This window comes from Tianweitania sediminis (assembly GCF_017813335.1).
In the GTDB taxonomy this organism is placed as follows: Bacteria; Pseudomonadota; Alphaproteobacteria; order Rhizobiales; family Rhizobiaceae; genus Tianweitania; species Tianweitania sediminis.
The window spans coordinates 77,768-99,413 of the sequence record NZ_JAGIYY010000003.1 but is presented as its reverse complement, the minus strand read 5'-3'; the positions used below and the strand labels follow the sequence as shown (position 1 = coordinate 99,413).

Here is a 21,646-nt window from a genome sequence, read left to right as displayed (position 1 = left end):
TGCCATGCACAATCTTTTATGGTGTTATAGGTCAGCAAACCTTACCTTCCTGCTTGTCAGTCAGGTATTGGAGATCAAGATGACCAAGACCACCGCAAAGCGTTCTTTCTTCCGCACCGCCCTCGACGCCATCGTTGAAGCCCGTTCGCGGGAAGCCCAGCGCATCGTCGACAATCACGTTGCCAAGGGCATCGTCAATCAGTCGCGCTAAGCGCCTCCAAGCGGTTCAGGCGACGCTTACCGCTTCAGGTGGAGGGTGACCCAGCCCTCCAGGGGCAGCGTTCGGACATGGCGGAAGCCCTGGCCAACATAGGCTGCCACAACTGCATTCCGCTGACGCTCGAGTATTCCTGACAGGATGATCGAGCCGCCGGGTTGCAGGCTATTTCTCATCTGGGGCGCGAGTTGCATCAGCGGTCGCGCCAGGATGTTTGCGACGATCAGGTCGAAAGGGGCTGCCGACGCAATGCTGCGGGCAGAGAACCCGACGGCTGTGTCGCATCGAACGAGTGCACCGACGCCGTTCAGCCGCGCATTATCTCGCGCGACGGCGACGGCAATCGGATCAATATCGGTTGCAAGCACCGGCCGACGTGTCAGCTTGGCAAGGCCGATGGCGAGTACGGCACTGCCGGTGCCGAGATCCAGCATGAAGCGCGGCCGTTCGCGCCGCACGACCTCCGTCATGACAGTCAAACAGCCGGCCGTTGTGCCGTGATGTCCGGTGCCGAACGCAAGGCCGGCTTCAATTTCGAGAGGCAGGTCGTTGGGGCGACGCTTGGCGCGATCGTGGCGGCCATGAACAAGAAAGCGGCCGGCCCGTACCGGTTGGAGGGCATCGAGCGAGGCAGACACCCAGTCGATATCCGGAATCGGTTCGGCCCGCACCGCGGTATCGGGAGAAATTGCCTCGATGCGCTTTGTCGCCGTCGCTTGCTCGTCGGCGTCCGCATAGACCGAGATCTCGTGGCGGTCGGCGGCTTCGTCGAGTTCGACGAGAGCGATGGGATATCCGTCTTCCTCGAACTCGGCTTCCAGTTTTCGGTGCAACTGCCGGATCGGCGCACCGACCCCTTCGATAACCAGACGGATCTGTTCGACCATCAGGATTGCGCCAGCCGCTTCAGCTTTGCGAGCGCCGCGTCCTGCGCTTCGCCATAGGCGATGGTGCCAAAGAAGTCGCCGGTCTCATCGAGAAGCAGCACCGAGGCCGTATGATCGAGCGTGTAGTCGCCATCTTCCAGCGGCACCTTTTTCCAGTAGATGCCGAACGATTTCGCCATCGCGGCAACCTTGTCAGGTTCGCCGGTGATCCCGGTGATGCGGTCAGAAACATTGCCGACATAGTTCTTCAGGATCTCGGGGGTGTCACGCTCCGGGTCCACGCTGATGAAATAGGCGCGGATGTCCTCGCCCTCTGACCCGAGAGACTTCAGCCAGCCGTCCATTTCGAACAGAGTGGTGGGACAAACCTCCGGGCAATGGGTGAAGCCGAAAAAGATCGCTGTCGGCTGCCCGCGAAACGCCTGTTCTGTGATCGGCGCGCCATTCTGATCAACCAACGCAAAAGGCGCTCCGAAGGCCTGGCCGGGCGCATTGGACGTGCGGTACCAGTCATAGGACATGAAGCCGACGATGGCGGCAATCAAAACGCCAACCGCTAAGGTTATTGCGCGCATCATCGCGAAAAACTCCGAAATCCTGTCAGAAACACCACGCCATCCCGGACTGAAGGAGAGCCATGAAAATGGCGGATCCCTTTTCGATCCAGAGCGCAAAAGAAAGCCCGATCACCGCCCCCAACACGACCATCGCTGCCCAAAGGCGCAGCGAAGCAGCTTGGAACGGCAAGGGAGGGCGCATCGCGGTTAGATAGCGAGTTCCGTGTGCCGCGAAAAGGCGCATCTTGTCCAAGGGGCAATCGTGGCTCGCAATCCATCTGCAAGCGCTTACATTAGGCGTGTCGCTGCGTGTCTTGAGGATCCAAGTGTTTATTCAGAAGCTGGCTCGTGTTGCTGCCCTTGCCCTTGTTCTTCCTTTCGCATCCGCGCATGCGCAGGAGGTGGGTGAGGTCGGCGTCGATTGGCTGGGCAATGACATCATCGTCGAAGCCATTCCCGATCCGGAAGTGCAGGGTGTGACCTGCCACATCTCTTATTTCGAGCGAGGTCTAGTCGACCGGCTCCAGAAGGGTAACTGGTTCGAGGATCCCTCCGATTCATCCATCGCCTGCCGCCAGACCGGCCCGATCACCATTGGAGACATCAACCTGTCCAAGGGCGGCGAGGAAGTCTTCAACCAGGGCATCAGCCTGATCTGGAAGCAACGCGTGGTGAACCGGATCTTTGATCGGGCCAACAACACGCTGATCTATCTGTCGCACAGCCGCCAGGTGCAGGACGGTTCCGCCAAGATGTCGATCTCGACCGTGCCGTTGTTTGGACAGGACGTCACCTGGACGCGCGGCCAACCCTGACCGGTCATGCCGCAGCAGCCTGACGATCTCCGCTTCATCCCGGATGAGCCGCGTTTCCACCAAAGCGTGGAGCTGAAAGGCTGCAAGCTCGGGCGCCACGTTGTGATCGCCGAGCGGGTGATCCTGCGCGACGTGCAGGTCGGCGACTACAGCTACTTCGAGCGCCACAGCGAAGCCGCGCATGCCTCGATCGGCAAGTTTTGTTCGATCGCGTCCAACGTTCGGATCAACGCGCTGGCGCATCCGATCGAGCGGATCACCAGCCACAAGATCTCCTACCGCCCAAACGAGTTCTTCCGTTTTCTCGGCGTCGACCAGGCGGTTCGCGAAGCGCGCGCAGCCGCTCATGTCACAATCGGGCACGATGTCTGGATCGGCCATGGCGCCGTAATCCTGCCGGGCCTGACCGTCGGTTCGGGCGCGGTGATCGGCGCAAACGCCGTCGTGACGCGGCCGGTGGAGCCCTACACGATTGTTGCCGGTAATCCGGCACGCGTGATCCGGCCACGCTTCGAGCCGGAGATTGCCGATCGCCTTGGGCGGCTCGGCTGGTGGGACTGGCCGAAGGAAAAGCTGTTCGAGGCCATTCCCGACATGCAGGCGCTTTCCCCCGCCGACTTCCTCGCCAAGTGGGAAGCGTGACGCGTCATGTTTCTTCGAACAGGTGGAAGTGCGTGCGCTGGGGCAGGGGTACGCTCATGGTGACGCGCAGACCAGCCGGATTGTAGTCGATCTCGATGTCGGCTGCCGCCTGTTGGCGCAACACGCGCTCCAGGAGTTGCGTGCCGAAGCCACGCCGCGTCGGCACCGGCAGGGGCGGCCCTTTTTCTTCCCGCCATTGAATGCGGAGAATGTCGCGCTCCGGCGTGGGCTCGATGGACCAGGACACGTTCACACGACCGCCAGGTGCCGACAGCGCGCCATAGCGCAGCGCGTTGGCCGCAAGCTCATGGGCAGCCATGGCAAGCGGCACAGCCAGGTGCGACGGGATCATCACGTCGGGGCCTTCAAGCCTGATGCTGTCGCCGAAACTGCTGAGCTCCGAAAGAAACAAGGCGCGCAGCGGCGCTTCCTGCCATTTGTCTTCCGTCAGGATCTCATGGACATGGGACAAGGCTGAGATTCGGCCGAGCAGCGCCTGGCGGAATTCTTCCACGGACAGGGCGGAGCGGGCGGTAGAACCCATCAGCGCCTGCACGGTCGCAAGCGTGTTCTTGACGCGATGATGCAGTTCGCGGATCAGCAGGCGCTGGCGTCTCTCACTGTGCTCGAGCCGCTCCCGCGTTTGCGTGCGGTTGTCCAGCAGCTCCCGGACCCAGAACTGACGCTGGCGGGCTTTAAGTGCGGCGCGGACGTTCGTTACGAGGCTCCGGGGATCGAGCGGGCGAGGCACCACGGTGACGGCCCCGAACACGGCGAGCGGGTCCGGCATGCAGGACCCGGTGTCTTCGGCAGCCAGCAGAACGAAGGGAAAGCTCGACCAGGGCGGCTGGGTGTCGACGCAGGCTCGCACCTTCGCCTGCTCAGCGGGGGACAACGCGTGCTCGGCGATCACCGCCGCGCCAATCATCTTCACCCTGTCCAGCAGCGCGTCCAGCGAAGCGATGCGCTCGCATTCCACTCCGCCGTCCTGCAGAATGACCATGAGGTCATCCGCGTCGGCCGGACCTGTGTAGATCAGAACCTGATCGCCAAGTTCCATTCTTCCTGCTTTTTTGCTGCCGCACGGGGCGGCGGTTTCCGCCACCGCGAGCTCGAATTGTGAGACGACAACGGGCATCCCGCTGCCGTGTTCCTTGCAAAAAAGAGCTTGTTATTCCGGCGCCTGCACCCCGCGGGGAGCTTCTGGGCGGAATACGTCCGCTCACCCCTTGTTGGTTGCCGCATCAGAAAGATCTCGGAGATTGTCGGCCAGCTGTTCCCAGGCAAACGACAGCGAAAACAGGCGCTCAACATCTCGGAGCTCGAGCGACAGAGTGGCCTGCTTGCGGCGCAGTTCCTTTGTGGCGTCCACAAGATCCATGATCGCGTTTACGGCTTCACCAGGCTCGGGCAGGTCACCATCCTGCGCAAAGGCCCGGCCGAAATCACGCAAGAAGGAGCCGCAAAGTTCAGTCGCCTTGCGGGTGGGCTCGTCGATCATACGCAAGGCATCCCAGGCGAGCGGATGGGCGGTGGAGCGGTCCACCAGGTTCAGCGTGTACCACAGGCGATCGATCTCGCGGCGCACCGCGCTGTTGCGGCCGGCCCGGTTCTCCGTGCCCTGGCGCTTGCGCGATTGGCCGATCATGTCCTGCGCCTGGTGCATCTCGTCGCCGATCTGGTCGTGAAGCGCTTGCAGATCGGCATGTTCGCGCGCGCGCGAACGCGTCAAAGCTGCGTCCAGAAGCTCGGCGCATCGCTCTATGGCGCGGCCCATGTGCTGGCGGGCACGACGATGAGCCCGCACCGGCCAAACAAGCGCGCCGGCCAGCGTTCCGCAAAAGGTGCCGAGCGTGATCGCGCCAGCACGCACCAGCGCCGATTCCAGCAGCTCGTAGTCGGGGGCTGCTATCAGCATCGTCACCGTGACGAGGCCGTAGGTGTAGCGCGGCCAGTAACCGGCGACGACCGCCATGACCCCCACGCCAAGCGACAGAGACACGAAGCTGCGCCAGCCGCCAAAGCCGATCGTGTAAAGGATGACCAGACCAATGCCGAGGCCGATCGCGGCGCCCAGGACGCGCTGGATCGCGGCGCCCACCGTGCCGCCCACGCTGACATGCAGCACGAAGATGGCCGAAAACACGGCCCAGGAGGGAGACGGGAGGCCAATCGCCAGGGCGGCGCCATAAGCCAGCGCCACGCCGCACGCCGTTTGCACGGCGAGCCGGAGCGGTTCGGTGTTTGCGGCCATCCGCCGAAACACTCGCGCGGGAAGATCGAGATAGGTGTGCTGCATGGAGCCATTCGAACGCCAGGGAACGGGCGCGTGTTCCAACTGCCGCTTGCAAACGCTGCCCGGCCCGCGTTCAGCGGACAAGTGGGTGGCGGTCTGCCAGCGCTGCGCTAGTCTTTGTCCCGCAGGAAGCATTGCGAAGGAGAGCGCGTCATGGATTGGGGGAACATGCTGTTCCAGAACTGGCAAGGCATTGTGCGCACGATCTTCGTGGGCGTGCTGGCCTATGTCGCGCTTGTTCTTTTCCTGCGCATTTCCGGCAAACGGACGCTCGCCAAGCTGAACGCCTTCGACCTCGTGGTGACGGTGGCGCTGGGCTCGACCTTGTCGGCCATCCTGCTCAACGAAAGCATCGCGCTGGCGGAAGGCGCGACCGGGCTGGCGCTGTTGATCGCCATGCAATGGCTGGTCGCATTCTGTTCCGTGCGCTCCAAGGGGTTTGCCAAGATCGTGCGCTCCGAGCCCACGCTGCTTGCCCGCAACGGTGCGTTCTGTGACGACGCCCTGCGCCGCGAGCGCGTCACCCGCGACGAAGCCTTGAGCGCCGTGCGGGCGAGCGGCGGACGCGGGCTGGAGGAGGTGGAAAGCCTGATCCTTGAAAGCGATGGAACCATCAGCGCCAGCCTGCGAAACTGAACGGATCGGCTCCCAAGCCGTTGGGTTCGGGAGGCCGGCCTTTCTTCGCTGGCCGCCCATCAGCAAAGGAGTGCATCATGAGCAACACCGACAAGACGCCTCGCGCGACGGCAGACAACACCAACATCAGCGAAAGCGACCTGGCGAACGACACCATGGGCAACAACCAGCTCCAGGGGAATGACCAGCTCAGCGTGCACAACCAGCGCCAGGCCGTTCCCGATGCCAAGCAGAAGACCGAAGGCGTGGTGGAAAGCTTCGAAAACATGGACGCGGAAACGCGGGCAAAGCGCGAGAACAACAAGGATTGAGCGGCCAAGCGTCCGCCTTGCCACGCCCCGGATCCCGGTTTGGCCAATGAACCCGCGTTTCGCGGGAAAACGGGCGGCTGCGAAGTCGCTCGTGAGATTGTATGACTGCGGCTGCGCAGCCACCCGTTCAGCGTTGGATGTCGAACACCGCCTCCGCTTCGCCGCCGGCTCATCGCCGGACGGCTTAAGTGACATTCGCGTCACGCCCCCGCTGCCGTAGCGGGAGGGGGAATAACGGCCTTGGCCCGACGCTCCATCCGGACACCGGCCCACGTTAGGCCGCTTCCGAACCGCCGGTTCTTTCCCGCCGACCACCGTCGCGACCTGCGATCCCGCCGGAAAGAACGAGGGGGAGGATAGGGGCAGTGGGGAGGGGCGTGGATGGAATTTTTTCCGGGGAGAGATGAGCGCGTGGCCTTCTCCCTTTGTGGGAGAAGGTGGATCGGTGCGTCAGCGGCGAGGTGGTTGAGGGGTTTTCATCCATCGCCTTGCCCTGCTGGAACACCCCTCATCCGACTTCGCTTCCCTCAGCCACCTTCTCCCACAAGGGGAGAAGGGAAGGTCGCGGCATGGGAGAAGGCGGTGCCATTCCCGGTGTGCTTGCTGCTCTGAGGTTTTCGCTCCGCACTGTTGCTTCAGTTCGGTTGTCGTTCCTGCTCACTGAGGATGATGAGACGGGCGCGACGGTGACGCGCTCGTCCTTCTCCCCTTGTGGGAGAAGGTGGCTGAGCGAAGCGAAGTCGGATGAGGGGTGCTAGGTCAAGCGGGACCTTTCCGCTAGCATCACGTAATGCCGCACCAACCCGTTTCCCCTCGTCACCGAAGCTTCGCCCGTGCCATGCGTCACAACGCGACGGAGGCGGAGGATCGGTTGTGGCAGGAACTGCGCAGCCGGCGCTTGGACGGCATCAAATTTCGCCGTCAGTACCCGATCGGCAACGCGATTGCGGATCTTGTTTGCTTGAAGAGCCGGTTGATCGTGGAGATCGATGGCACGCAGCATGCCGACAGCGATTATGACGAAATGCGTGATGCGGCGCTGAAGGCGCGCGGGTTTCGCGTGCTTCGGTTCTGGAACGATGACGTGCTGCGCGATCTGAATGGTGTCTGCGATACGATTGTTGCTTATGCGCGGGATGAGAGTTTGCAGCCTTGGCGGTGATCAGCGCTGCGGCTTGAGGATAAGGTGCAACGGTGGAGTGCGTGACCTTCGCCGCTTGTGGGAGAAGGTGGATCGCCGCGTCAGCGGCGAGACGGATGAGCGGTGTCGGTGCCAAGCTGGAACACCCCTCATCCGACTTCGCTTCGCTCAGCCACCTTCTCCCACAAGGGGAGAAGGGAGGTTGCCGGCGTTTCAGGCTGTAAGAAACTCGCCTCAACTTATAAGGATTGTCTGGGCAGGATGTAGAGATAAGACGATGGCCGAAGAACTCATACCAGCGCGAAAGAAGATCAGGCGGCGAGGCAATACGTTGCAGAGCTGGGAGGTTTCGATCGTCAAAGCTATGATACGTCGCGGTAGAGAGTTCACAAACGACCAAGATATCCTATCGTATTTCACCCGGCCGACGCGATCGATCAATCACAGGTTGATCAGTGAAATCCGATCTGGAGTCAAGCACAAGTCCGTCAAGGTTGGTAGTGAGAACGAACTAGACGAGTTTCTCTCCACTTGGCCAGACATAGACCATGAAACTGGTCTAAGTGTACGTGGAGATGAGCTCCTGATAAAAGCCCGCGAGGCAATGATTGCCGGCGTGCAAACATTCAATTCTGCAGGGTTAACCTTCCGTGCGGAGCTTTTCATTGTTACCGCAATTATCGCTTGGACCTACCTCCTACACGCTTGGTTTCGGCGCGACGGGGTTGACTATCGCTACCCGGGTCAGAGGACGAAAGAAGGCGCGGACAAGTTCTGGGAACTTGGCAAATGCCTTACACATCCTAAATGTCCGGCAAGGGGTGGTGTCTCAAGCAACCTGAATTTTTTACTTCAGATTAGGCATGAGATTGAACATCGCTCCACCAACCGCATAGATGATGTGTTGGGTGCCAAGCTCCAAGCGTGTGCTTTGAACTTCAACGATTTGTTGAAAGAGGAGTTTGGGGCTCAATATGGGCTGGAGCGGAGGTTGCCACTGGCGCTTCAGTTCGTCTCCTTCGGCCGAGAGCAAAGGGCCGCCCTGAAAAAGGCGGCTGGATTACCAAAGCATGTGGAGGCTGCAATTCACGCTTTCGAGCATGGACTGAGTGATGCACAAATGAGGGACCCTGGGTATAGAATGTCCTATGGCTTTGTTCCATTAACCGCCAAGAACGCTGGAGTTGCAGATGCCGCCATTCAAGTTGTGAATCCCGGCAGTGACGAAGCAGATGCTATTGGGAAAATAATCCTCAAGGAAGTGAACAAAAAACGCTATCCGCCGAGTAAAGTTGTCGAAGAAATAAGAAATCGAGGATTTCCTGCTTTTGGGATGCAGGATCATCTCAAGCTTTGGCGAGAGCTTGACGCGAAAAAAGACGCAAAAGGTTTCGGATGCATCGGCGACTACGGCAACTGGGTGTGGTTCGATCGTTGGATCGAACATGTTCTAGCGCATTGTGAGTCCTGTGGCGGGAAGTACCGCTAGTCGGGATGTATTCAAACCCCCGTCACAAACCCGTCGAGCACGCGCTTCTGCCCTGCCTTATCAAAATCGATCGTCAGTTTGTTCCCCTCGATCGCCGCCACATTGCCATTCCCAAACTTCTGGTGAAACACGCGGTCTCCCACCGAAAACGCTGACGGGGTGTCGGCGACGGATTTGGCGACGAGTTCGCCTTCGATGGTGCGGCCTTTCACCGAGCCGCGGCCTGCGCCGCGAAGCGAATCCGTTTCGCCATAACCGATGCGCTCGACACCGGCGCCGGAGCGGGTGCCCCAGTTGCGGTCGGTGGCGGATGTCTTGTTCGCCTGGGCCCGAGCCCAGCCGGGCGTGGCATAGGTGTTGGAAAAGGAGCCGGAGCCGACATTGTCGAAGCGTGACGCGCCATAAGGGTTTTGCCGGCCGGCACCGCCGCCGTAGTTGCCCCCTCGGCCGGGCGCAAAGGCGCCGCCATAACCGCCATAAGACGAGCCGGATTCTTCCACCTCGACATGGGCTTCCGGCAATTCGTCCAGGAAGCGCGACGGAATGGTGGACTGCCACAGGCCGTGAATGCGGCGGTTGGACACGAACCAGATATGGAGATTGCGCTTGGCGCGGGTGACCCCGACATAAGCCAGGCGGCGCTCTTCTTCGAGGCCGGAGCGGCCCCCTTCATCGAGGCTGCGCTGGTGGGGGAACAGGCCTTCTTCCCAGCCCGGCAGAAACACGGTTTCGAATTCCAGGCCCTTGGCCGAATGGAGCGTCATGATGTTGACGGCGTCCTGTTCGGCGTTCTGCTCGGCATCCATCACAAGCGCGACATGCTCAAGGAAGGAGCGCAGCGACTCGTATTCCTCCATGGAGCGGATGAGCTCCTTGAGGTTTTCGAGCCGGCCCGGCGCTTCGGCCGAGCGGTCGTTCTTCCACATGTCGGTGTAGCCTGACTCCTCGAAGATGATCTCGGCGAGCTCGGTGTGGGGGGTGTTGTCGAGCATCTTCTGCCAGCGGCGGAAGTTCTCGACGACATTGCGGAGCGAAGCACGCGGCTTGGGCTTCAACTCCTCGGTTTCCACGATGTCTTCGGCCGCGTTGAGCATCGGCACGCCGCGGGCGCGCGCGATGTCGTGCAGCTGGCGGATCGTGGTTTCGCCAAGGCCGCGCTTGGGCGTGTTGACGATGCGCTCGAAGGCAAGGTCGTCCGCCGGCTGCGCGACGACGCGGAAATAGGCCATCGCGTCACGGATTTCCTGGCGCTCGTAAAAGCGCGGGCCGCCGATGACGCGGTAGTTCAGGCCGAGCGTGACGAAGCGGTCTTCGAATTCGCGCATCTGGAAGGATGCGCGCACGAGGATCGCCATGTCGTTCAAGTTGTGGCGGCGGTTGTTTTCATCGGGGCGCTGCAGCTGCTCGATGGTTTCGCCGACAGCGCGCGCTTCTTCCTCCGAATCCCAGGCGGCATGGACCATGACCTTGGAATCGTCGGGGCGCGCGTGTTCGGTGAAGAGCGTCTTGCCGAGGCGGCCCTCGTTGTGGGCAATCAGATGCGAGGCAGTGCCGAGGATATGGGCGGTGGAGCGGTAATTGCGCTCCAGGCGGATCACGGCCGCACCCGGAAAGTCCTTCTCGAAGCGCAGGATGTTATCCACTTCCGCGCCGCGCCAGCCATAGATCGACTGGTCGTCATCGCCCACGCAGCAAATATTGATTTGCTGCGGTTCTTTTTCGCTCACGGCTGCATCGCGCCTGCCGGCGCTGGCCTGCGCGGGCGCGTCCGAACGGTCGGACGGGCGGTTAGCACCGCCTTGGGGAGCCGTGTCATGACGTGACTTCGGCCGCTGGGCGAGGAGGCGCAGCCACATATATTGCGCGGTGTTGGTGTCCTGATACTCGTCAACGAGGATGTATTTGAACTTGCGGTGATATTCCGCAAGCACGTCCGGATGTTCGCGGAACATGCGGATCGGCAGGCAAAGCAGATCGCCGAAATCGCAGGCGTTCAGCGTTTGCAGGCGGTCCTGATAAGCCTGGAAGAGTTCGCGCCCCTTCCCGTTGGCGAAGGAGCGGGCGTCGCCTTCGGGGATGTCCTTGGGGCCATAGCCCTTGTTCTTCCAGCCATCGATCATGTTGGCGAAGGTGCGCGCCGGCCAGCGCTTGTCATCCAGCCCCTCGGCCTGGATCAGCTGCTTGATCAGGCGGATGACATCGTCCGTGTCGAGGATGGTGAAGGAGGATTTCAGGCCGGCCAGCTCGGCATGGCGGCGCAGGAGCTTGACGCCGATGGAATGGAAGGTGCCGAGCCAGGGCATGCCTTCCACCGCCTCGCCGACCAAGACGCCGATGCGGCTCTTCATTTCGCGCGCAGCCTTGTTTGTGAAGGTCACGGCGAGGATCTGCGAGGGATAAGCGCGGCCGGTGGCCAGGATGTGGGCGATGCGGGTGGTGAGCACGCGCGTCTTGCCGGTGCCCGCACCGGCAAGAACCAGCACCGGGCCTTCGGTGGTTTCGACCGCGAGGCGCTGTTCGGGGTTGAGGCCGCTGAGATAGTCGGGCGCCTGCGTTTGACCGCCACGCGCCGCCATCGCGCGCGCGGCAATGCCGCCGCCAGCAGAACGCTCGGGGGGGCGTGCAGCGGGCTTGGGCGCCGCCGGCTCGCCGCCGGGCTCGTCGAAAAAGGGCAGGTCAAAGGGATCGGACATATCCGGCAATGTAATGATTCGGGCGCGAAGTACCAGAAATTGTGTTCGCGCTTGGTTCTAGGAGCACTCTTTGGCGGCGATGCGGCGGTCCGTCATGTTCAAGCGTCCGCAGGCAATTTCGGTGGCGAGCTTGTGCAGGGCGGGGTCGGCCGCAGTGCGTTCTTCCAGCTCCTGCATGCGGTTCATCGCAATCAGCTGGAGGAGATCGGTGCGCACATTGCCCTGCGGATCGCGCGGCAGGGCGCGAACCGGCTGCACGAGATCGGCGGACGTGTTGTGGCGGGCAAGGGCGCGCGGCTCAAGTCCGGCGCCGGCTTCGACGAAGGCATAGATGCCGGTGCCTTTCCGGGGCAGCGGGTAAGTGGCGAGCGCGACATCGGCAACGCCGGGCAGGGCACCCAAGGTCGCGCGGATCGCTGCGCCCTCGTTGTCGAGGCGATCGCCGGTGCCCTCGCCATCCGACCAGTTGAAGATGCCCCGGGTGACCAGGTTGTAACAGCGCTTGCCCGTGGCGCGCCAGATCTGCGACGGCAGCGAGCGGCGGGCCAGGAGGCGCTTGCCGGCCGGCGTCAGCAGATGCGGCGCGAAGGCGCGCTTCTGCTTCAGGAGGTGGCGGAAATCCTCGTAGGCCATGGTGTGATAAAGCGGGCCGCGACGACGATGGACGGAGGCGAGCTGGAAATCGATCACGGCCGCCGATCCGTCCGGGGTCATCAGCCAGTTCTGCGGCTTGGCGAGATCGTTGTGGGTGATGCCCGCCCGGCGCAAGCGGCGCAGAAGGGCCGCAGCATCGCGGTAAAAGGCGGCTTCGCTGGGGCGTGCGAGATGCAGGGGCGTGCCTTCGCTCCAGGTGCGGAACAGGCCATGCCGGTCGGTGAGGAGAAGCTGCGGCGTGCCGCGCATGCCATCAACTGCGCGCAGAGCACGTATTTCGCGGCGCGCCAGCGTCCAGGCCAGTGGCTTCGACCACCACGGCGCCGCCGACACGATGCGCCGGATCACCGGTTGATCAGGTCGGCCGACAAGGTGTCCCTTGTGCGTCTCCGAAAAGACGTCCCGCTTCAACACCGTTTCGGAAATAAATCCGTCCATGACGTCCCGCCGAGCCCCGCAAAGATGTTAGCGGAGCCGGACCTGCGACACAACGCAGGAGCGGCCTTGTGGAACCGGCCCCAGCGCTGTTCATTGCTCTGCAAAGATGCGGTCTCAGCGTGGTGCGCCCGGCGCACAGGCGAGACCCACAGGCAGGTGAACCAGCTTGAGCGAACCCTTTCTCCATCAGGTTTTTGCCCGCGATCGCAGCCTCGGGATTCCGAACAGCGCGCTGCCCTTCGTTTTCTGGAAGAAGCGCCTGCCCGATAGCGCGCGAGATGGTGCGGCAGCGTGCCGGCTGTTTGAGGCGAATGGCTGGACCGGAACATGGGTTTATACCGTCTATCCGTTCTGGCATTTCCATACCCAGGGTCATGAAGTGCTGGCCTGCGTGTCCGGCCATGCGGTGCTTGGGTTCGGCGGCGACAGCGGCATCACCACCAAGGTGGCGATCGGTGATGTTTGCATCGTGCCGGCGGGGGTTGGCCACAAGCGCATCAACGCGTCCACCGACTTTCGCGTGGCAGGCGGTTACCCGGCAGGACAGCATGGCGACATCACAAGCCCCGGCGACATGGCTGCGGATGCGATCGAAAACGCGCTGGCGCAAGTTGCGCTGCCAGATACGGATCCGATCACCGGCGGGGCTCTTGACGGCTGGTTCGGCGGGGCGCGTGACCCATCGTGACCAGGAGCGCCAACCTGCACATGATCGAAGCCGGTGTTCTCAGGGTTGGCTACCATGAGGCCGGTCCGGCGGATGGCCCGGTCGCAATCCTGCTGCACGGCTTTCCTTATGACGTGCATGCCTACGACGCCGTCACTGATATGCTCGCCGACCGCGGCTACCGCTGCATCGTTCCCTATCTCAGGGGGTACGGTCCGACGCGCTTTCTGTCGCCGCAAACGATGCGCTCGGGCGAGCAGGCGGCGCTGGGCAATGATCTTCTGGCACTCATGGATGCGCTCGGTATCGGGAAGGCAGTCCTTGGTGGCTATGACTGGGGCGGGCGTGCGGCTTGCGTGGTCGCCGCCTTGTGGCCGGAGCGGGTTGCCGGGCTGGTGAGTTGCGGCACCGGCTACAACATCCAGGATATCGCGAATGCGGGGCAGCCGGCCGACCCCGAAACGGAGTTCCGGTACTGGTACCAATACTACTTCCATACAGACCGCGGCGTGGAGGGGCTGTCGCGCAATCGGCGGGCGCTCACGCATCTTCTCTGGAAACTGTGGTCGCCGACCTGGACTTTCGGTCAGGCGACATTCGATCAGTCGGCCGACGCCTTCGACAATCCCGATTTCGTGGAGGTGGTGATCCACTCCTACCGCCACCGCTACGGGGTCGTGAGGGGAGATCCTGGGGTGGAGGAGATCGAGCAGCGGCTGGCGCAACAGCCTTCGATCAGCGTCCCAAGCGTCGTGCTGGAAGGTGCCGACGACGGCGTGACGGGGTCATCGGCAGAAGACCAGACGGCGCATCGGTTCACCGGGCGTTATCGGCGGGAGATCGTGCCCGGTGTCGGACACAACTTTCCGCAAGAAGCTCCGCAGGTGTTCGCAGACGCAATCGTGGAAGTGGGGCGCGCGGGTGATTGAAGACTCAAGCGCCACTGCACTGACAAAAATTGGCATGGCCGCTTCTCCAGGAGCTTCAATGATCATTGTTCACCATCTCAATAATTCTCGTTCGCAGCGCGTCCTCTGGATGCTGGAGGAACTGGAGTTGCCGTATGAGATCCGCCGCTACGAGCGTTTGCGGAACATGCTCGCGCCACCCGAGCTGAAGCGCGTCCATCCCCTCGGCAAATCGCCTGTGATCGAGGATGAAGGGCGGGTGATCGCCGAAAGCGGGGCGATCGTGGAGTACCTCGTGAACAAGGCGGGCGGACGCTTCGGGCCGCCGGATGCGGACGACGGCATGCTGCGCTACCGGCAGTTCCTGCATTATGCGGAAGGTTCGCTGATGCCGCCGCTGCTGGTGGCGCTGGTTTTGAGCAAGATCCCGATCATGGGCAGGATCGCGATGAAGCGGATCCAGCCGATGATCGACGTTCACCTCGACTTCGTGGAAGGCGCGCTGAAGGAACGGCAATGGTTCGCCGGGGATGACATCAGCGCAGCCGACATCATGATGAGCTTTCCCCTGGAAGCCGCCCGGGCGCGAGCGGGGCTCGAGCGAAGCCGGCCGAAAACCGTCGCCTGGCTCACGCGGATCCAGTCACGTCCGGCCTACAAGCGCGCGCTGAAGGCGGGCGGGCCCTACGCCTACGGATAAACCTTCAGTGCTCCTTGGACGTCAGGTCGCTGAAGAGCGTGACGCCGGCGAAGAAGGCGAAAACGGCGAGAACGGCGGATACAACGACGATTGTTTCGTATGGCATGGTCGGGGCTCCTGTTGACGGAGCCCTTCTACCAAGCCACCGACCAGCCTGATTTGATCGAGATCAACCGGCCTCAGCTCTTCCGCTTGATCCCAATGGAGCGGCCGGCCCGCTCCGGCCGAGGCAGGGAAGCATGCGCCTGCTTCATGGCCTCGATCTTCTCCAGAATGTCCGGTGGGAACGGGGTGACCTTCGGGCCTGCCATATCGACATGCAGGGTCACGCCCTCCGACGTGGCCGCGAGCCACCCATCCACGTGGTGGATTTCCTGAAACACGTGGATGCGCTTTTCGTCCGTATCGAGGATCTGGAACGAGACGGTGACGCGGTCGCCCAGATGCAGTTCGCGCACGTAACACACATGCACCTCGGCCGTGTAGGTCGTAAGGCGGCGGGTCTTGGCGTAGTCGGCGCCGATGCCGAGGATGTCATAGGCCTGGTCGACACCACGGTCGAACAAGACATTGTAGAAGGCCATGTTGAGGTGCCCGTTGTAATCGATCCATTCCTTCTCGATGTCGAGCGGGGTGGAGGTGAAAGGTGCGGGCGTGGACATTTTGAAGCCTCAAAGACAATCAGATGAAAACCGGTGCATGCCGCATCATTAAACGATAGGACACGCGCCAAGGAAGGGCCGTCGCTTACTTCGTCGGCCGCCAACAGAAACAGGAGGCCATCCATGGCGCTGAAGGATGCCGTTGCGGCCGCACGCAACGAAGACGGAATCGCTGCAGTTGTCGCAGAGTTGAAGCAGCGTTTTGCCGATCGGCTCCAGACCGGACAGGCTTTTCGCGAGCAGCACGGCCACACAACAACCTACCTGCCGACCCAGGCGCCGGATGCGGTGGTTTGGCCGGAAACCACGGAAGAAGTGAGCGCGATCGTGAAGTTGTGCGCCGCGAACCGGGTTCCGGTGATTCCCTTCGGCGTGGGGTCCTCGCTGGAAGGCCAGGTGAATGCGCCGGCCGGCGGCATCACGATCAACACCAGCCGCATGAACAAGGTCCTTTCGGTGGATTCCGATGACCTCGACTGCACGATTCAGCCGGGCGTGACGCGCGAGGACCTGAACGTTCACCTGCGCGACACCGGCCTGTTCTTTCCAATCGATCCCGGTGCTAATGCCTCGCTTGGTGGAATGGCGGCGACACGGGCATCCGGCACCAACGCGGTACGCTACGGGACGATGCGCGACAACGTGCTGGCGCTCGAGGTGGTCATGGCCGACGGCACAATCGTGCAAACAGCGAAGCGGGCCAAGAAAACCAGCGCGGGCTACGACCTCACGCGGCTGATGGTGGGATCGGAGGGGACGCTTGGGATCATCACCAAATTGACGCTCAAGCTTTTCGGCATTCCGCAGGCGATTTCTGGCGGCATCTGCACCTTCCCGAGCCTTGATGCTGCGTGTCGTGCGGTGATCTCCACCGTCCAGATGGGCATCCCCGTGGCCCGCATCGAGCTCGTCAACGCGCTGCAGATGCAGGCGATCAACCGCTACAACAAGACCGATTATCCCGAGCAGCCCTGCCTGTTCCTCGAGTTTCACGGCTCGGACGCGGGTGTTGCCGAACAAGCCGAACTCTTTGGCGAGATCGCTGCCGACCTCGACGGGGGGCCTTTCCACTGGACCAAGGTTGCGGAAGAGCGCGCCAAGCTATGGAAAGCGCGCCACCAGGCCTATCATGCAGCTGAAGCGCTCGCGCCCCACAAGAAGGCGCTGTCGACGGATGCCTGCGTGCCGATCTCGCGACTGGCCGACTGCATCGCGGAAACGGAACAGGACATCGACGAACTCGGCTTGGTGGCGCCCATTGTCGGCCATGCGGGCGACGGCAATTTCCACACGCTGGTCCTCATCGACATGGATGATCCCGACGAGATCGCACGGGCCGAAACCTTCATCGAGCGGCTGGCGCGCCGGGCGATTGCCATGGACGGGACGATCACCGGGGAGCACGGCATCGGGCAGGGCAAGATGGCCTATCTGCGCGAGGAACTGGGGCCCGCCGTTGACGTGATGCGCGCTGTGAAAACGGCACTCGATCCGCTCAATATCCTGAATCCCGGCAAGATCTTACCGGCATAGGTTCCCGTTCAGAATCAGGTGAAAGACGGGGCTTAGCGACGGCCGGGCGGTTTCATCGCGGCACAGGCCGTACTAGAGTGGGGGAAAGCAAGAACAGAACCGGCCCCGCGCCGGAAGTCATGGAGCATCCCTGCTGGCCCGTTTGTTTGTGTTCATCGGAGGTCTGGTCGTGCTGCTGCTCACCGCAGCGCTGGTCGCCCCGTATTTCATCAACTGGTCCAGTTACCGCGCGGAGTTCGAAGCCGAAGCAACGCGCATCCTAGGCCGGCAAGTGACCGTGCGCGGTGATGCCAGTGCGCGCTTGCTGCCGTTTCCTTCCGTGACCTTCGCGGATGTGGAAGTGGCGGGCACCGAACCGGGTCAGCCCGCCATGACGGCGGCAACCTTTTCCATGGATGCAGAACTCGCGCCGTTCATGAGCGGAGAATTCCGGATCTTCGACATGCGGCTTGTTCAGCCGCACCTGCGGATCGTCGTGGATGAAAGCGGCGCCGTCGACTGGGCCGTGCGACCCAACACGCGGTTCGACCCGCGCCAGATTTCGGTGGAAGCGCTGACGATCACGGATGGGCAGGTCGACCTCGTGCATGGGCCGAGCGGAAGCACCCACAGCCTGAGCGGCCTTGATGCGACGCTATCGGCGCGCTCGCTGGCCGGTCCGTGGCGCATGGAGGGCGTGGCAGAGATCGACGGGCAACCGGCCGCACTCGCGGTCAGCACTGGCGCGGTGGATGAAAGCGGCAGCATGCGGCTGCGTGTCGGGGTGACCCCGCAGCAGATCCCCTTCAGCGTCGATCTCGACGGAACGCTGCAGTTCGAGGGCACGCAACCGAACTATACCGGGACGCTGCGGCTTGCCGCGCGAAACGAGGCCGCTGTTCCCACCGTAGATGGCGCCGAAAACGCAGCGCCGCAAGCGGAAGCCGTGCCGGCTTACCGGCTCACCGGAAGCTTCGCCCTCGAGAGCGACCGTTTCGCGTTGCCGGACTATCGCTTCGAAACAGGACCGCTCGACAATCCCTATACAGCGGAAGGGTCGGCGGAACTTTCGCTGGAAAAAGAGCCGAGCTTTTTCATCACGGCCGATGGGGCGCAGGTGCGCTTCGATGAAACCGTTGCGGGCGCCGCAGGGCCAGGCATCACCCTCGAACAGCGGATCGCGGCGTTGGAGCGCGTGGTCAACGCTTTGCCGAAGCCCACTATCCCGGGAACGGTGGAGGTGAACCTGCCGGCGGTGGTTGCAGGCGATACCACGATCCGGGACGTGCGGCTTTCCGCGCAGCCTGATGCGGGTGGCTGGCGCCTGCAAACCTTCGCCGCGACGCTGCCCGGCCGCACGACGCTGGAAGGCAGTGGTGTCCTGCGGGTGGGCGAGGACTTCGGCTTTTCGGGCGAGTTGCTGCTTGCGGTGGCGCAGCCGTCCGGTTTTGCCGCCTGGCTCTCCCGCGACGTGGATGAAGCGATCCGCGTGCTGCCGGCGGCAGGCTTCGATGCCAAGGTGGACATCAGCCGAACGCGGCAGAGCCTGACCGATCTTGAGCTTCAACTGGGCGATGCACGGTTCCGCGGCGCCGTTGAGCGCGCGCAGCCGCCCAATGCGCGCCCTTCCATTCGTGTTGAACTCGACGGCGATGCACTGGACGTGGACGGGCTTGCAGCCTTTGCTTCGATCTTCGTGAGCGACCGGGGTGAAACGCGGCTCGCCGACCATGATCTTGATTTCACCGTCCAGGCCGGGCCTGTGCGTGCCTATGGCCTTGTTGCAGACAGCCTCGACACTGCGCTGCGCCTGCGCGCAGACAGGCTGGAAATCGACCGGCTCGCGATCAGCGGGCTGGCTGGTGCCAGCATCAGCGCAACGGGCAGCCTCGACCATCTGGACGCTCAGCCGACGGGCGACATCGATGCATCGCTGATCGCCACCGACCTCGCGCCGCTTGTGGAGCAGCTCGCGGCCCGCTTCCCGCAGAACCCTGTTGTCAGCGAGCTCCAGGCTCGGGCCGTGGCCTATCCGGGGCTGTTCGCCGACACGCGCCTGGATGTGGTGGCAAGTGCCGCGGCGGCGGGCGACGGGGCACGTGGCCTCGCCGTCAGCGCGAGGGGCACAAGCGGCGGCACACGCTTGCAGCTGACAGCCAGCAGCAGCAACCTCGACAAGCCAATACTCGACCTGCCGTTGATCCTGTCGCTTGATGCGGCCAACGAAGATGGCGCCGCTCTTCTTGCGCTGGCCGGCTTGCCCGCCCTGCCGCTGGGGCTTCTCGACCGCACGGAAGCCGATCTCCAGCTTCATGGAACCTTGGCGGGAGGTCTGCGCACATCGGCCACCCTGCGCAGCACGGACCTCGATGGTGGCTTCGACGGGACCGTGTTCATGCGCGACGGAACCCTCCGCGCACAAGGCGACGCGCGTCTTACTGCCGGCGATATCGAACCCTGGCTGATGACCACGGGACTTGGCGTGCGCGGCATGGGCCTGGGTGCTGCGGTGGGGCTTGCCGGTCCCGTTTCGCTCGCGGAAGGCAGGCTCGAAGCCAATGTCCAGGGCTCCTGGAACGGCGGTGACGTTCAAGGGACGATCAGCGGCGAGGTGATCGAAGGCCGGCCGCATTTGGCCGGCGACCTGTTTTTGGCCGACCTCGACCTCGAAACGGCCGCTGGGATGGTAACGGGGATCGATCCTTTCGAAGCCGGGCCAGCCGGGGAATGGTCGCAAACACCCTTCGCCAGCCAGGTGTTGCTGCCGTTCACCGTTGACCTGAAGCTGAATGCGGGCGAACTCGAAGTCGGCATCGGGCTGCTGGTTTCAGATGCCAGCTTCGGACTGCGGCTCGACGGAGAGGGATTGCGGATTACCGACCTGAAGGGCGAGTTTGCCGGTGGCACAATCTCCGGTCTCGTGAGCCTCCAGAACGCAGGGGGCAACGGCCTCCTGTCTGCGCAATTGGCGCTGGCGAATGGCGCAGTTGAGCGGGTGAGCGGCAACGAGGCTCTCGGCGGACAGGGTGATTTCGGCATCACGGTCAGCGCCAGCGGCAAGTCGCCCGAAGCGATGGTTGCCGCCTTGTCCGGTTCGGGAACCGTGACGCTGAAGGGGCTCACCATCTCGGGCTTGAACCCGACCGCCTTGCCCGCACTGCTTGCCCAAGCCGACCAGATCGGCCGCACCGTGGACCAGATCGCGGTGGCGGAGTTCGCACCCGGTATTGTTGGGCAAGGCGTTTACCAAGCCGGTGATGCCGAGGCGGCCTTTGCGGTCGCCAACGGCGTTTTTCGTGCCCCCCTGACGACTTTCGCGGCGCCCGAATCAACCATGGCTGTTGATCTGACATTCGATGCGCGCACCACCACGGTGAATGGACAGGCCACCATCGCCTACCAACCCGGTAATGCGGCGCTGGTGGGCTCCGAACCCACGGTGACCGTGCGCTTCGCGGGGCCGGTGGAGAACCCTGACGTCACCTACGATACGGCTGCCTTGTCGCAGTTCCTGACGCAGCGCGCCCTGGAGATCGAGCAGGCGCGAGTGGAAGCCATGCAGGCGCTTTTGCTTGAACAACAACGGCTGCGCCGCGAAACCCGCTATTACGCGGCTTTGCAAGACGCGCGCAACGAAGCGGAACGCCTGCGCCAGGAAGAAGAACAGCGGCAAAGGGCGGAAGAAGAAGCGCGCCAACAAGCCGAACAAGCGCGCCGCGACGCCGAAGAGCAGGCGCAAGCGGCCGCTGCGGCCGCGCAAGCGGCCCGCGACGCGGCGATTGAAGCCGCACCCCAGCCGCAGCCAACACCAGCGCCGACGACCACTCCCAGCCCGCCGGTGGAGGTGCCGCCTCTCGATCTGCCGCTTGGGCAATCGAGTTCGCAGTCGCTGCAGCCATTGCAGCCCCCTTCCGCACCCGGCGCCGGCGGTACCTTGCCCGGCGTGTTCCAGAACCTGCCGGACGGCTAGGGCTGGGTCAAACGCCGGTTTGGATCAGGCGGTTTCCTTTGCCGCCAATCGTGCTTGCAGATCGGCCAGAACAAACAGGCGCAGCGCCGAAGACAGGTTCACATCCGTGTCGCGGCTTGCATCGACGTCCACCACCAGGCGGCCTACGCTGGTGTTGCGCCGTTCTGCGATGGCTTCGAGTTCGGCATAGAACGCCGTTTCAAGAGAAATGCTTGTTCGGTGGCCGCCGATCGAAACGGAACGCTTGGCGACCCGGGTGATCACGAGGGCTTGCGGTCACCCCGGTGGTGACCATCGAGCAGGGAGGATTGGCGCGCTTCCGCTTGTTCCTGCTGCGTTTTTTCAGCCTTGGTGCGGCCGAAGCGTTGCCGGTTTTCTTCCGCCTGACGCTCCGCTTCAATGCGCGCACGCTGTTTGCGCACGGAGCGAAGATTGACGAGGTCGCCCATTC

Annotated in this window: 21 protein-coding genes; 12 read left to right on the top strand and 9 right to left on the bottom strand. The window is 63.0% G+C overall.

The genetic code is table 11. The annotated features are described in order from the left end of the window. Positions 1–79 precede the first annotated feature (79 nt). Entirely contained in the window at positions 80–211 is a 132-nt protein-coding gene (locus tag J5Y06_RS23295; protein WP_280819032.1) for a hypothetical protein, read from the top strand. A gap of 26 nt (positions 212–237) precedes the next feature. On the opposite strand, the gene J5Y06_RS11045 is transcribed toward J5Y06_RS23295, so the two are convergent. Both J5Y06_RS11045 and J5Y06_RS11040 read right to left on the bottom strand, forming a co-directional pair. After that, the gene (locus J5Y06_RS11045) at positions 238–1,104 is read right to left on the bottom strand and encodes a 50S ribosomal protein L11 methyltransferase (RefSeq protein ID WP_209335223.1); all 867 of its coding nucleotides are present in this window, start codon (positions 1,102–1,104) and stop codon (positions 238–240) included. Further along, complete coding sequence (locus J5Y06_RS11040; protein WP_209335222.1) at positions 1,104–1,682, bottom strand: SCO family protein; 579 nt, start codon at positions 1,680–1,682, stop codon at positions 1,104–1,106. Before J5Y06_RS11040 ends, J5Y06_RS11045 begins: the two co-directional genes overlap by 1 nt. A 305-nt stretch (positions 1,683–1,987) precedes the next feature. Here J5Y06_RS11040 and J5Y06_RS11035 point away from each other — a divergent pair, with 305 nt between their 5' ends. Next, positions 1,988–2,476 carry a CreA family protein gene (locus J5Y06_RS11035; protein WP_385931615.1) on the top strand — a complete coding sequence of 163 codons (489 nt, stop codon included), beginning with the start codon at positions 1,988–1,990 and terminating at the stop codon, positions 2,474–2,476. Between the two features lie 6 nt (positions 2,477–2,482). Then, on the top strand, positions 2,483–3,118 hold the full coding sequence (locus J5Y06_RS11030; protein ID WP_209335221.1) for a DapH/DapD/GlmU-related protein: 636 nt from the start codon (positions 2,483–2,485) through the stop codon (positions 3,116–3,118). 4 nt (positions 3,119–3,122) lie between these two features. Here J5Y06_RS11030 and J5Y06_RS11025 read toward each other — a convergent pair whose 3' ends face one another. Continuing rightward, positions 3,123–4,178, bottom strand: a complete 1,056-nt coding sequence (locus tag J5Y06_RS11025) for a sensor histidine kinase (RefSeq protein ID WP_209335220.1) — start codon at positions 4,176–4,178, stop codon at positions 3,123–3,125. 162 nt (positions 4,179–4,340) lie between these two features. After that, a complete protein-coding gene (locus tag J5Y06_RS11020) occupies positions 4,341–5,417 on the bottom strand; it encodes an FUSC family protein (protein WP_209335219.1) in 1,077 nt (358 codons plus the stop codon). A 150-nt stretch (positions 5,418–5,567) separates the two neighbouring features. On the opposite strand from J5Y06_RS11020, the gene J5Y06_RS11015 reads away from it, so the two are divergent. From J5Y06_RS11015 to J5Y06_RS11000, 4 genes are all read left to right on the top strand, one after another. After that, the gene (locus J5Y06_RS11015) at positions 5,568–6,050 is read left to right on the top strand and encodes a DUF421 domain-containing protein (protein WP_209335218.1); all 483 of its coding nucleotides are present in this window, start codon (positions 5,568–5,570) and stop codon (positions 6,048–6,050) included. Positions 6,051–6,127: 77 nt separating this feature from the next. Continuing rightward, entirely contained in the window at positions 6,128–6,361 is a 234-nt protein-coding gene (locus J5Y06_RS11010; RefSeq protein WP_209335217.1) for a hypothetical protein, read from the top strand. A gap of 790 nt (positions 6,362–7,151) precedes the next feature. After that, positions 7,152–7,523: an endonuclease domain-containing protein gene (locus tag J5Y06_RS11005; RefSeq protein WP_209335216.1), complete on the top strand. Its 372-nt coding sequence runs from the start codon at positions 7,152–7,154 to the stop codon at positions 7,521–7,523. A gap of 256 nt (positions 7,524–7,779) precedes the next feature. Then, a complete protein-coding gene (locus J5Y06_RS11000) occupies positions 7,780–8,991 on the top strand; it encodes a DUF3644 domain-containing protein (RefSeq protein ID WP_209335215.1) in 1,212 nt (403 codons plus the stop codon). 11 nt (positions 8,992–9,002) lie between these two features. Here the strand turns inward: J5Y06_RS11000 and J5Y06_RS10995 are convergent, their stop codons facing one another. Next, complete coding sequence (locus tag J5Y06_RS10995; RefSeq protein WP_209335214.1) at positions 9,003–11,684, bottom strand: ATP-dependent helicase; 2,682 nt, start codon at positions 11,682–11,684, stop codon at positions 9,003–9,005. Positions 11,685–11,741: 57 nt separating this feature from the next. After that, on the bottom strand, positions 11,742–12,776 hold the full coding sequence (locus J5Y06_RS10990; protein ID WP_209335213.1) for a phosphotransferase: 1,035 nt from the start codon (positions 12,774–12,776) through the stop codon (positions 11,742–11,744). A gap of 166 nt (positions 12,777–12,942) precedes the next feature. Between J5Y06_RS10990 and J5Y06_RS10985 the strand changes: the two genes are divergently transcribed. The 3 genes from J5Y06_RS10985 to J5Y06_RS10975 are packed head-to-tail and all read left to right on the top strand — an operon-like array spanning position 12,943 to position 15,051. After that, entirely contained in the window at positions 12,943–13,464 is a 522-nt protein-coding gene (locus J5Y06_RS10985; protein WP_209335212.1) for a cupin domain-containing protein, read from the top strand. A 20-nt stretch (positions 13,465–13,484) separates the two neighbouring features. Beyond that, complete coding sequence (locus J5Y06_RS10980; protein WP_385931607.1) at positions 13,485–14,372, top strand: alpha/beta fold hydrolase; 888 nt, start codon at positions 13,485–13,487, stop codon at positions 14,370–14,372. 58 nt (positions 14,373–14,430) lie between these two features. Beyond that, entirely contained in the window at positions 14,431–15,051 is a 621-nt protein-coding gene (locus tag J5Y06_RS10975) for a glutathione S-transferase family protein (RefSeq protein WP_209335211.1), read from the top strand. Positions 15,052–15,230: 179 nt separating this feature from the next. Here the strand turns inward: J5Y06_RS10975 and J5Y06_RS10970 are convergent, their stop codons facing one another. Next, complete coding sequence (locus J5Y06_RS10970; RefSeq protein ID WP_209335210.1) at positions 15,231–15,713, bottom strand: thioesterase family protein; 483 nt, start codon at positions 15,711–15,713, stop codon at positions 15,231–15,233. A 123-nt stretch (positions 15,714–15,836) separates the two neighbouring features. Between J5Y06_RS10970 and J5Y06_RS10965 the strand changes: the two genes are divergently transcribed. Both J5Y06_RS10965 and J5Y06_RS10960 read left to right on the top strand, forming a co-directional pair. Beyond that, a complete protein-coding gene (locus tag J5Y06_RS10965) occupies positions 15,837–17,246 on the top strand; it encodes an FAD-binding oxidoreductase (protein WP_209335209.1) in 1,410 nt (469 codons plus the stop codon). 148 nt (positions 17,247–17,394) lie between these two features. Continuing rightward, positions 17,395–21,195 carry an AsmA family protein gene (locus J5Y06_RS10960; protein WP_342453420.1) on the top strand — a complete coding sequence of 1,267 codons (3,801 nt, stop codon included), beginning with the start codon at positions 17,395–17,397 and terminating at the stop codon, positions 21,193–21,195. Between the two features lie 24 nt (positions 21,196–21,219). Here J5Y06_RS10960 and J5Y06_RS10955 read toward each other — a convergent pair whose 3' ends face one another. Both J5Y06_RS10955 and J5Y06_RS10950 read right to left on the bottom strand, forming a co-directional pair. Next, a complete protein-coding gene (locus J5Y06_RS10955; RefSeq protein ID WP_342453411.1) occupies positions 21,220–21,459 on the bottom strand; it encodes a ribbon-helix-helix domain-containing protein in 240 nt (79 codons plus the stop codon). Beyond that, complete coding sequence (locus J5Y06_RS10950; RefSeq protein ID WP_209335207.1) at positions 21,456–21,644, bottom strand: DUF4169 family protein; 189 nt, start codon at positions 21,642–21,644, stop codon at positions 21,456–21,458. Before J5Y06_RS10950 ends, J5Y06_RS10955 begins: the two co-directional genes overlap by 4 nt. Between the last annotated feature and the right edge of the window lie 2 nt (positions 21,645–21,646).

Excerpts from the sequence above, each read along its gene's own strand:
- J5Y06_RS23295 (WP_280819032.1), top strand. The coding sequence starts at position 80 with ATGACCAAGACCACCGCAAAGCGTTCTTTCTTCCGCACCGCCCTCGAC.
- J5Y06_RS11045 (WP_209335223.1), bottom strand. The coding sequence starts at position 1,104 with ATGGTCGAACAGATCCGTCTGGTTATCGAAGGGGTCGGTGCGCCGATC.
- J5Y06_RS11040 (WP_209335222.1), bottom strand. The coding sequence starts at position 1,682 with ATGATGCGCGCAATAACCTTAGCGGTTGGCGTTTTGATTGCCGCCATC.
- J5Y06_RS11030 (WP_209335221.1), top strand. The coding sequence starts at position 2,483 with ATGCCGCAGCAGCCTGACGATCTCCGCTTCATCCCGGATGAGCCGCGT.
- J5Y06_RS11025 (WP_209335220.1), bottom strand. The coding sequence starts at position 4,178 with ATGGAACTTGGCGATCAGGTTCTGATCTACACAGGTCCGGCCGACGCG.
- J5Y06_RS11020 (WP_209335219.1), bottom strand. The coding sequence starts at position 5,417 with ATGCAGCACACCTATCTCGATCTTCCCGCGCGAGTGTTTCGGCGGATG.
- J5Y06_RS11015 (WP_209335218.1), top strand. The coding sequence starts at position 5,568 with ATGGATTGGGGGAACATGCTGTTCCAGAACTGGCAAGGCATTGTGCGC.
- J5Y06_RS11010 (WP_209335217.1), top strand. The coding sequence starts at position 6,128 with ATGAGCAACACCGACAAGACGCCTCGCGCGACGGCAGACAACACCAAC.
- J5Y06_RS11005 (WP_209335216.1), top strand. The coding sequence starts at position 7,152 with ATGCCGCACCAACCCGTTTCCCCTCGTCACCGAAGCTTCGCCCGTGCC.
- J5Y06_RS11000 (WP_209335215.1), top strand. The coding sequence starts at position 7,780 with ATGGCCGAAGAACTCATACCAGCGCGAAAGAAGATCAGGCGGCGAGGC.
- J5Y06_RS10995 (WP_209335214.1), bottom strand. The coding sequence starts at position 11,684 with ATGTCCGATCCCTTTGACCTGCCCTTTTTCGACGAGCCCGGCGGCGAG.
- J5Y06_RS10990 (WP_209335213.1), bottom strand. The coding sequence starts at position 12,776 with ATGGACGGATTTATTTCCGAAACGGTGTTGAAGCGGGACGTCTTTTCG.
- J5Y06_RS10980 (WP_385931607.1), top strand. The coding sequence starts at position 13,485 with ATGATCGAAGCCGGTGTTCTCAGGGTTGGCTACCATGAGGCCGGTCCG.
- J5Y06_RS10975 (WP_209335211.1), top strand. The coding sequence starts at position 14,431 with ATGATCATTGTTCACCATCTCAATAATTCTCGTTCGCAGCGCGTCCTC.
- J5Y06_RS10970 (WP_209335210.1), bottom strand. The coding sequence starts at position 15,713 with ATGTCCACGCCCGCACCTTTCACCTCCACCCCGCTCGACATCGAGAAG.
- J5Y06_RS10965 (WP_209335209.1), top strand. The coding sequence starts at position 15,837 with ATGGCGCTGAAGGATGCCGTTGCGGCCGCACGCAACGAAGACGGAATC.
- J5Y06_RS10950 (WP_209335207.1), bottom strand. The coding sequence starts at position 21,644 with ATGGGCGACCTCGTCAATCTTCGCTCCGTGCGCAAACAGCGTGCGCGC.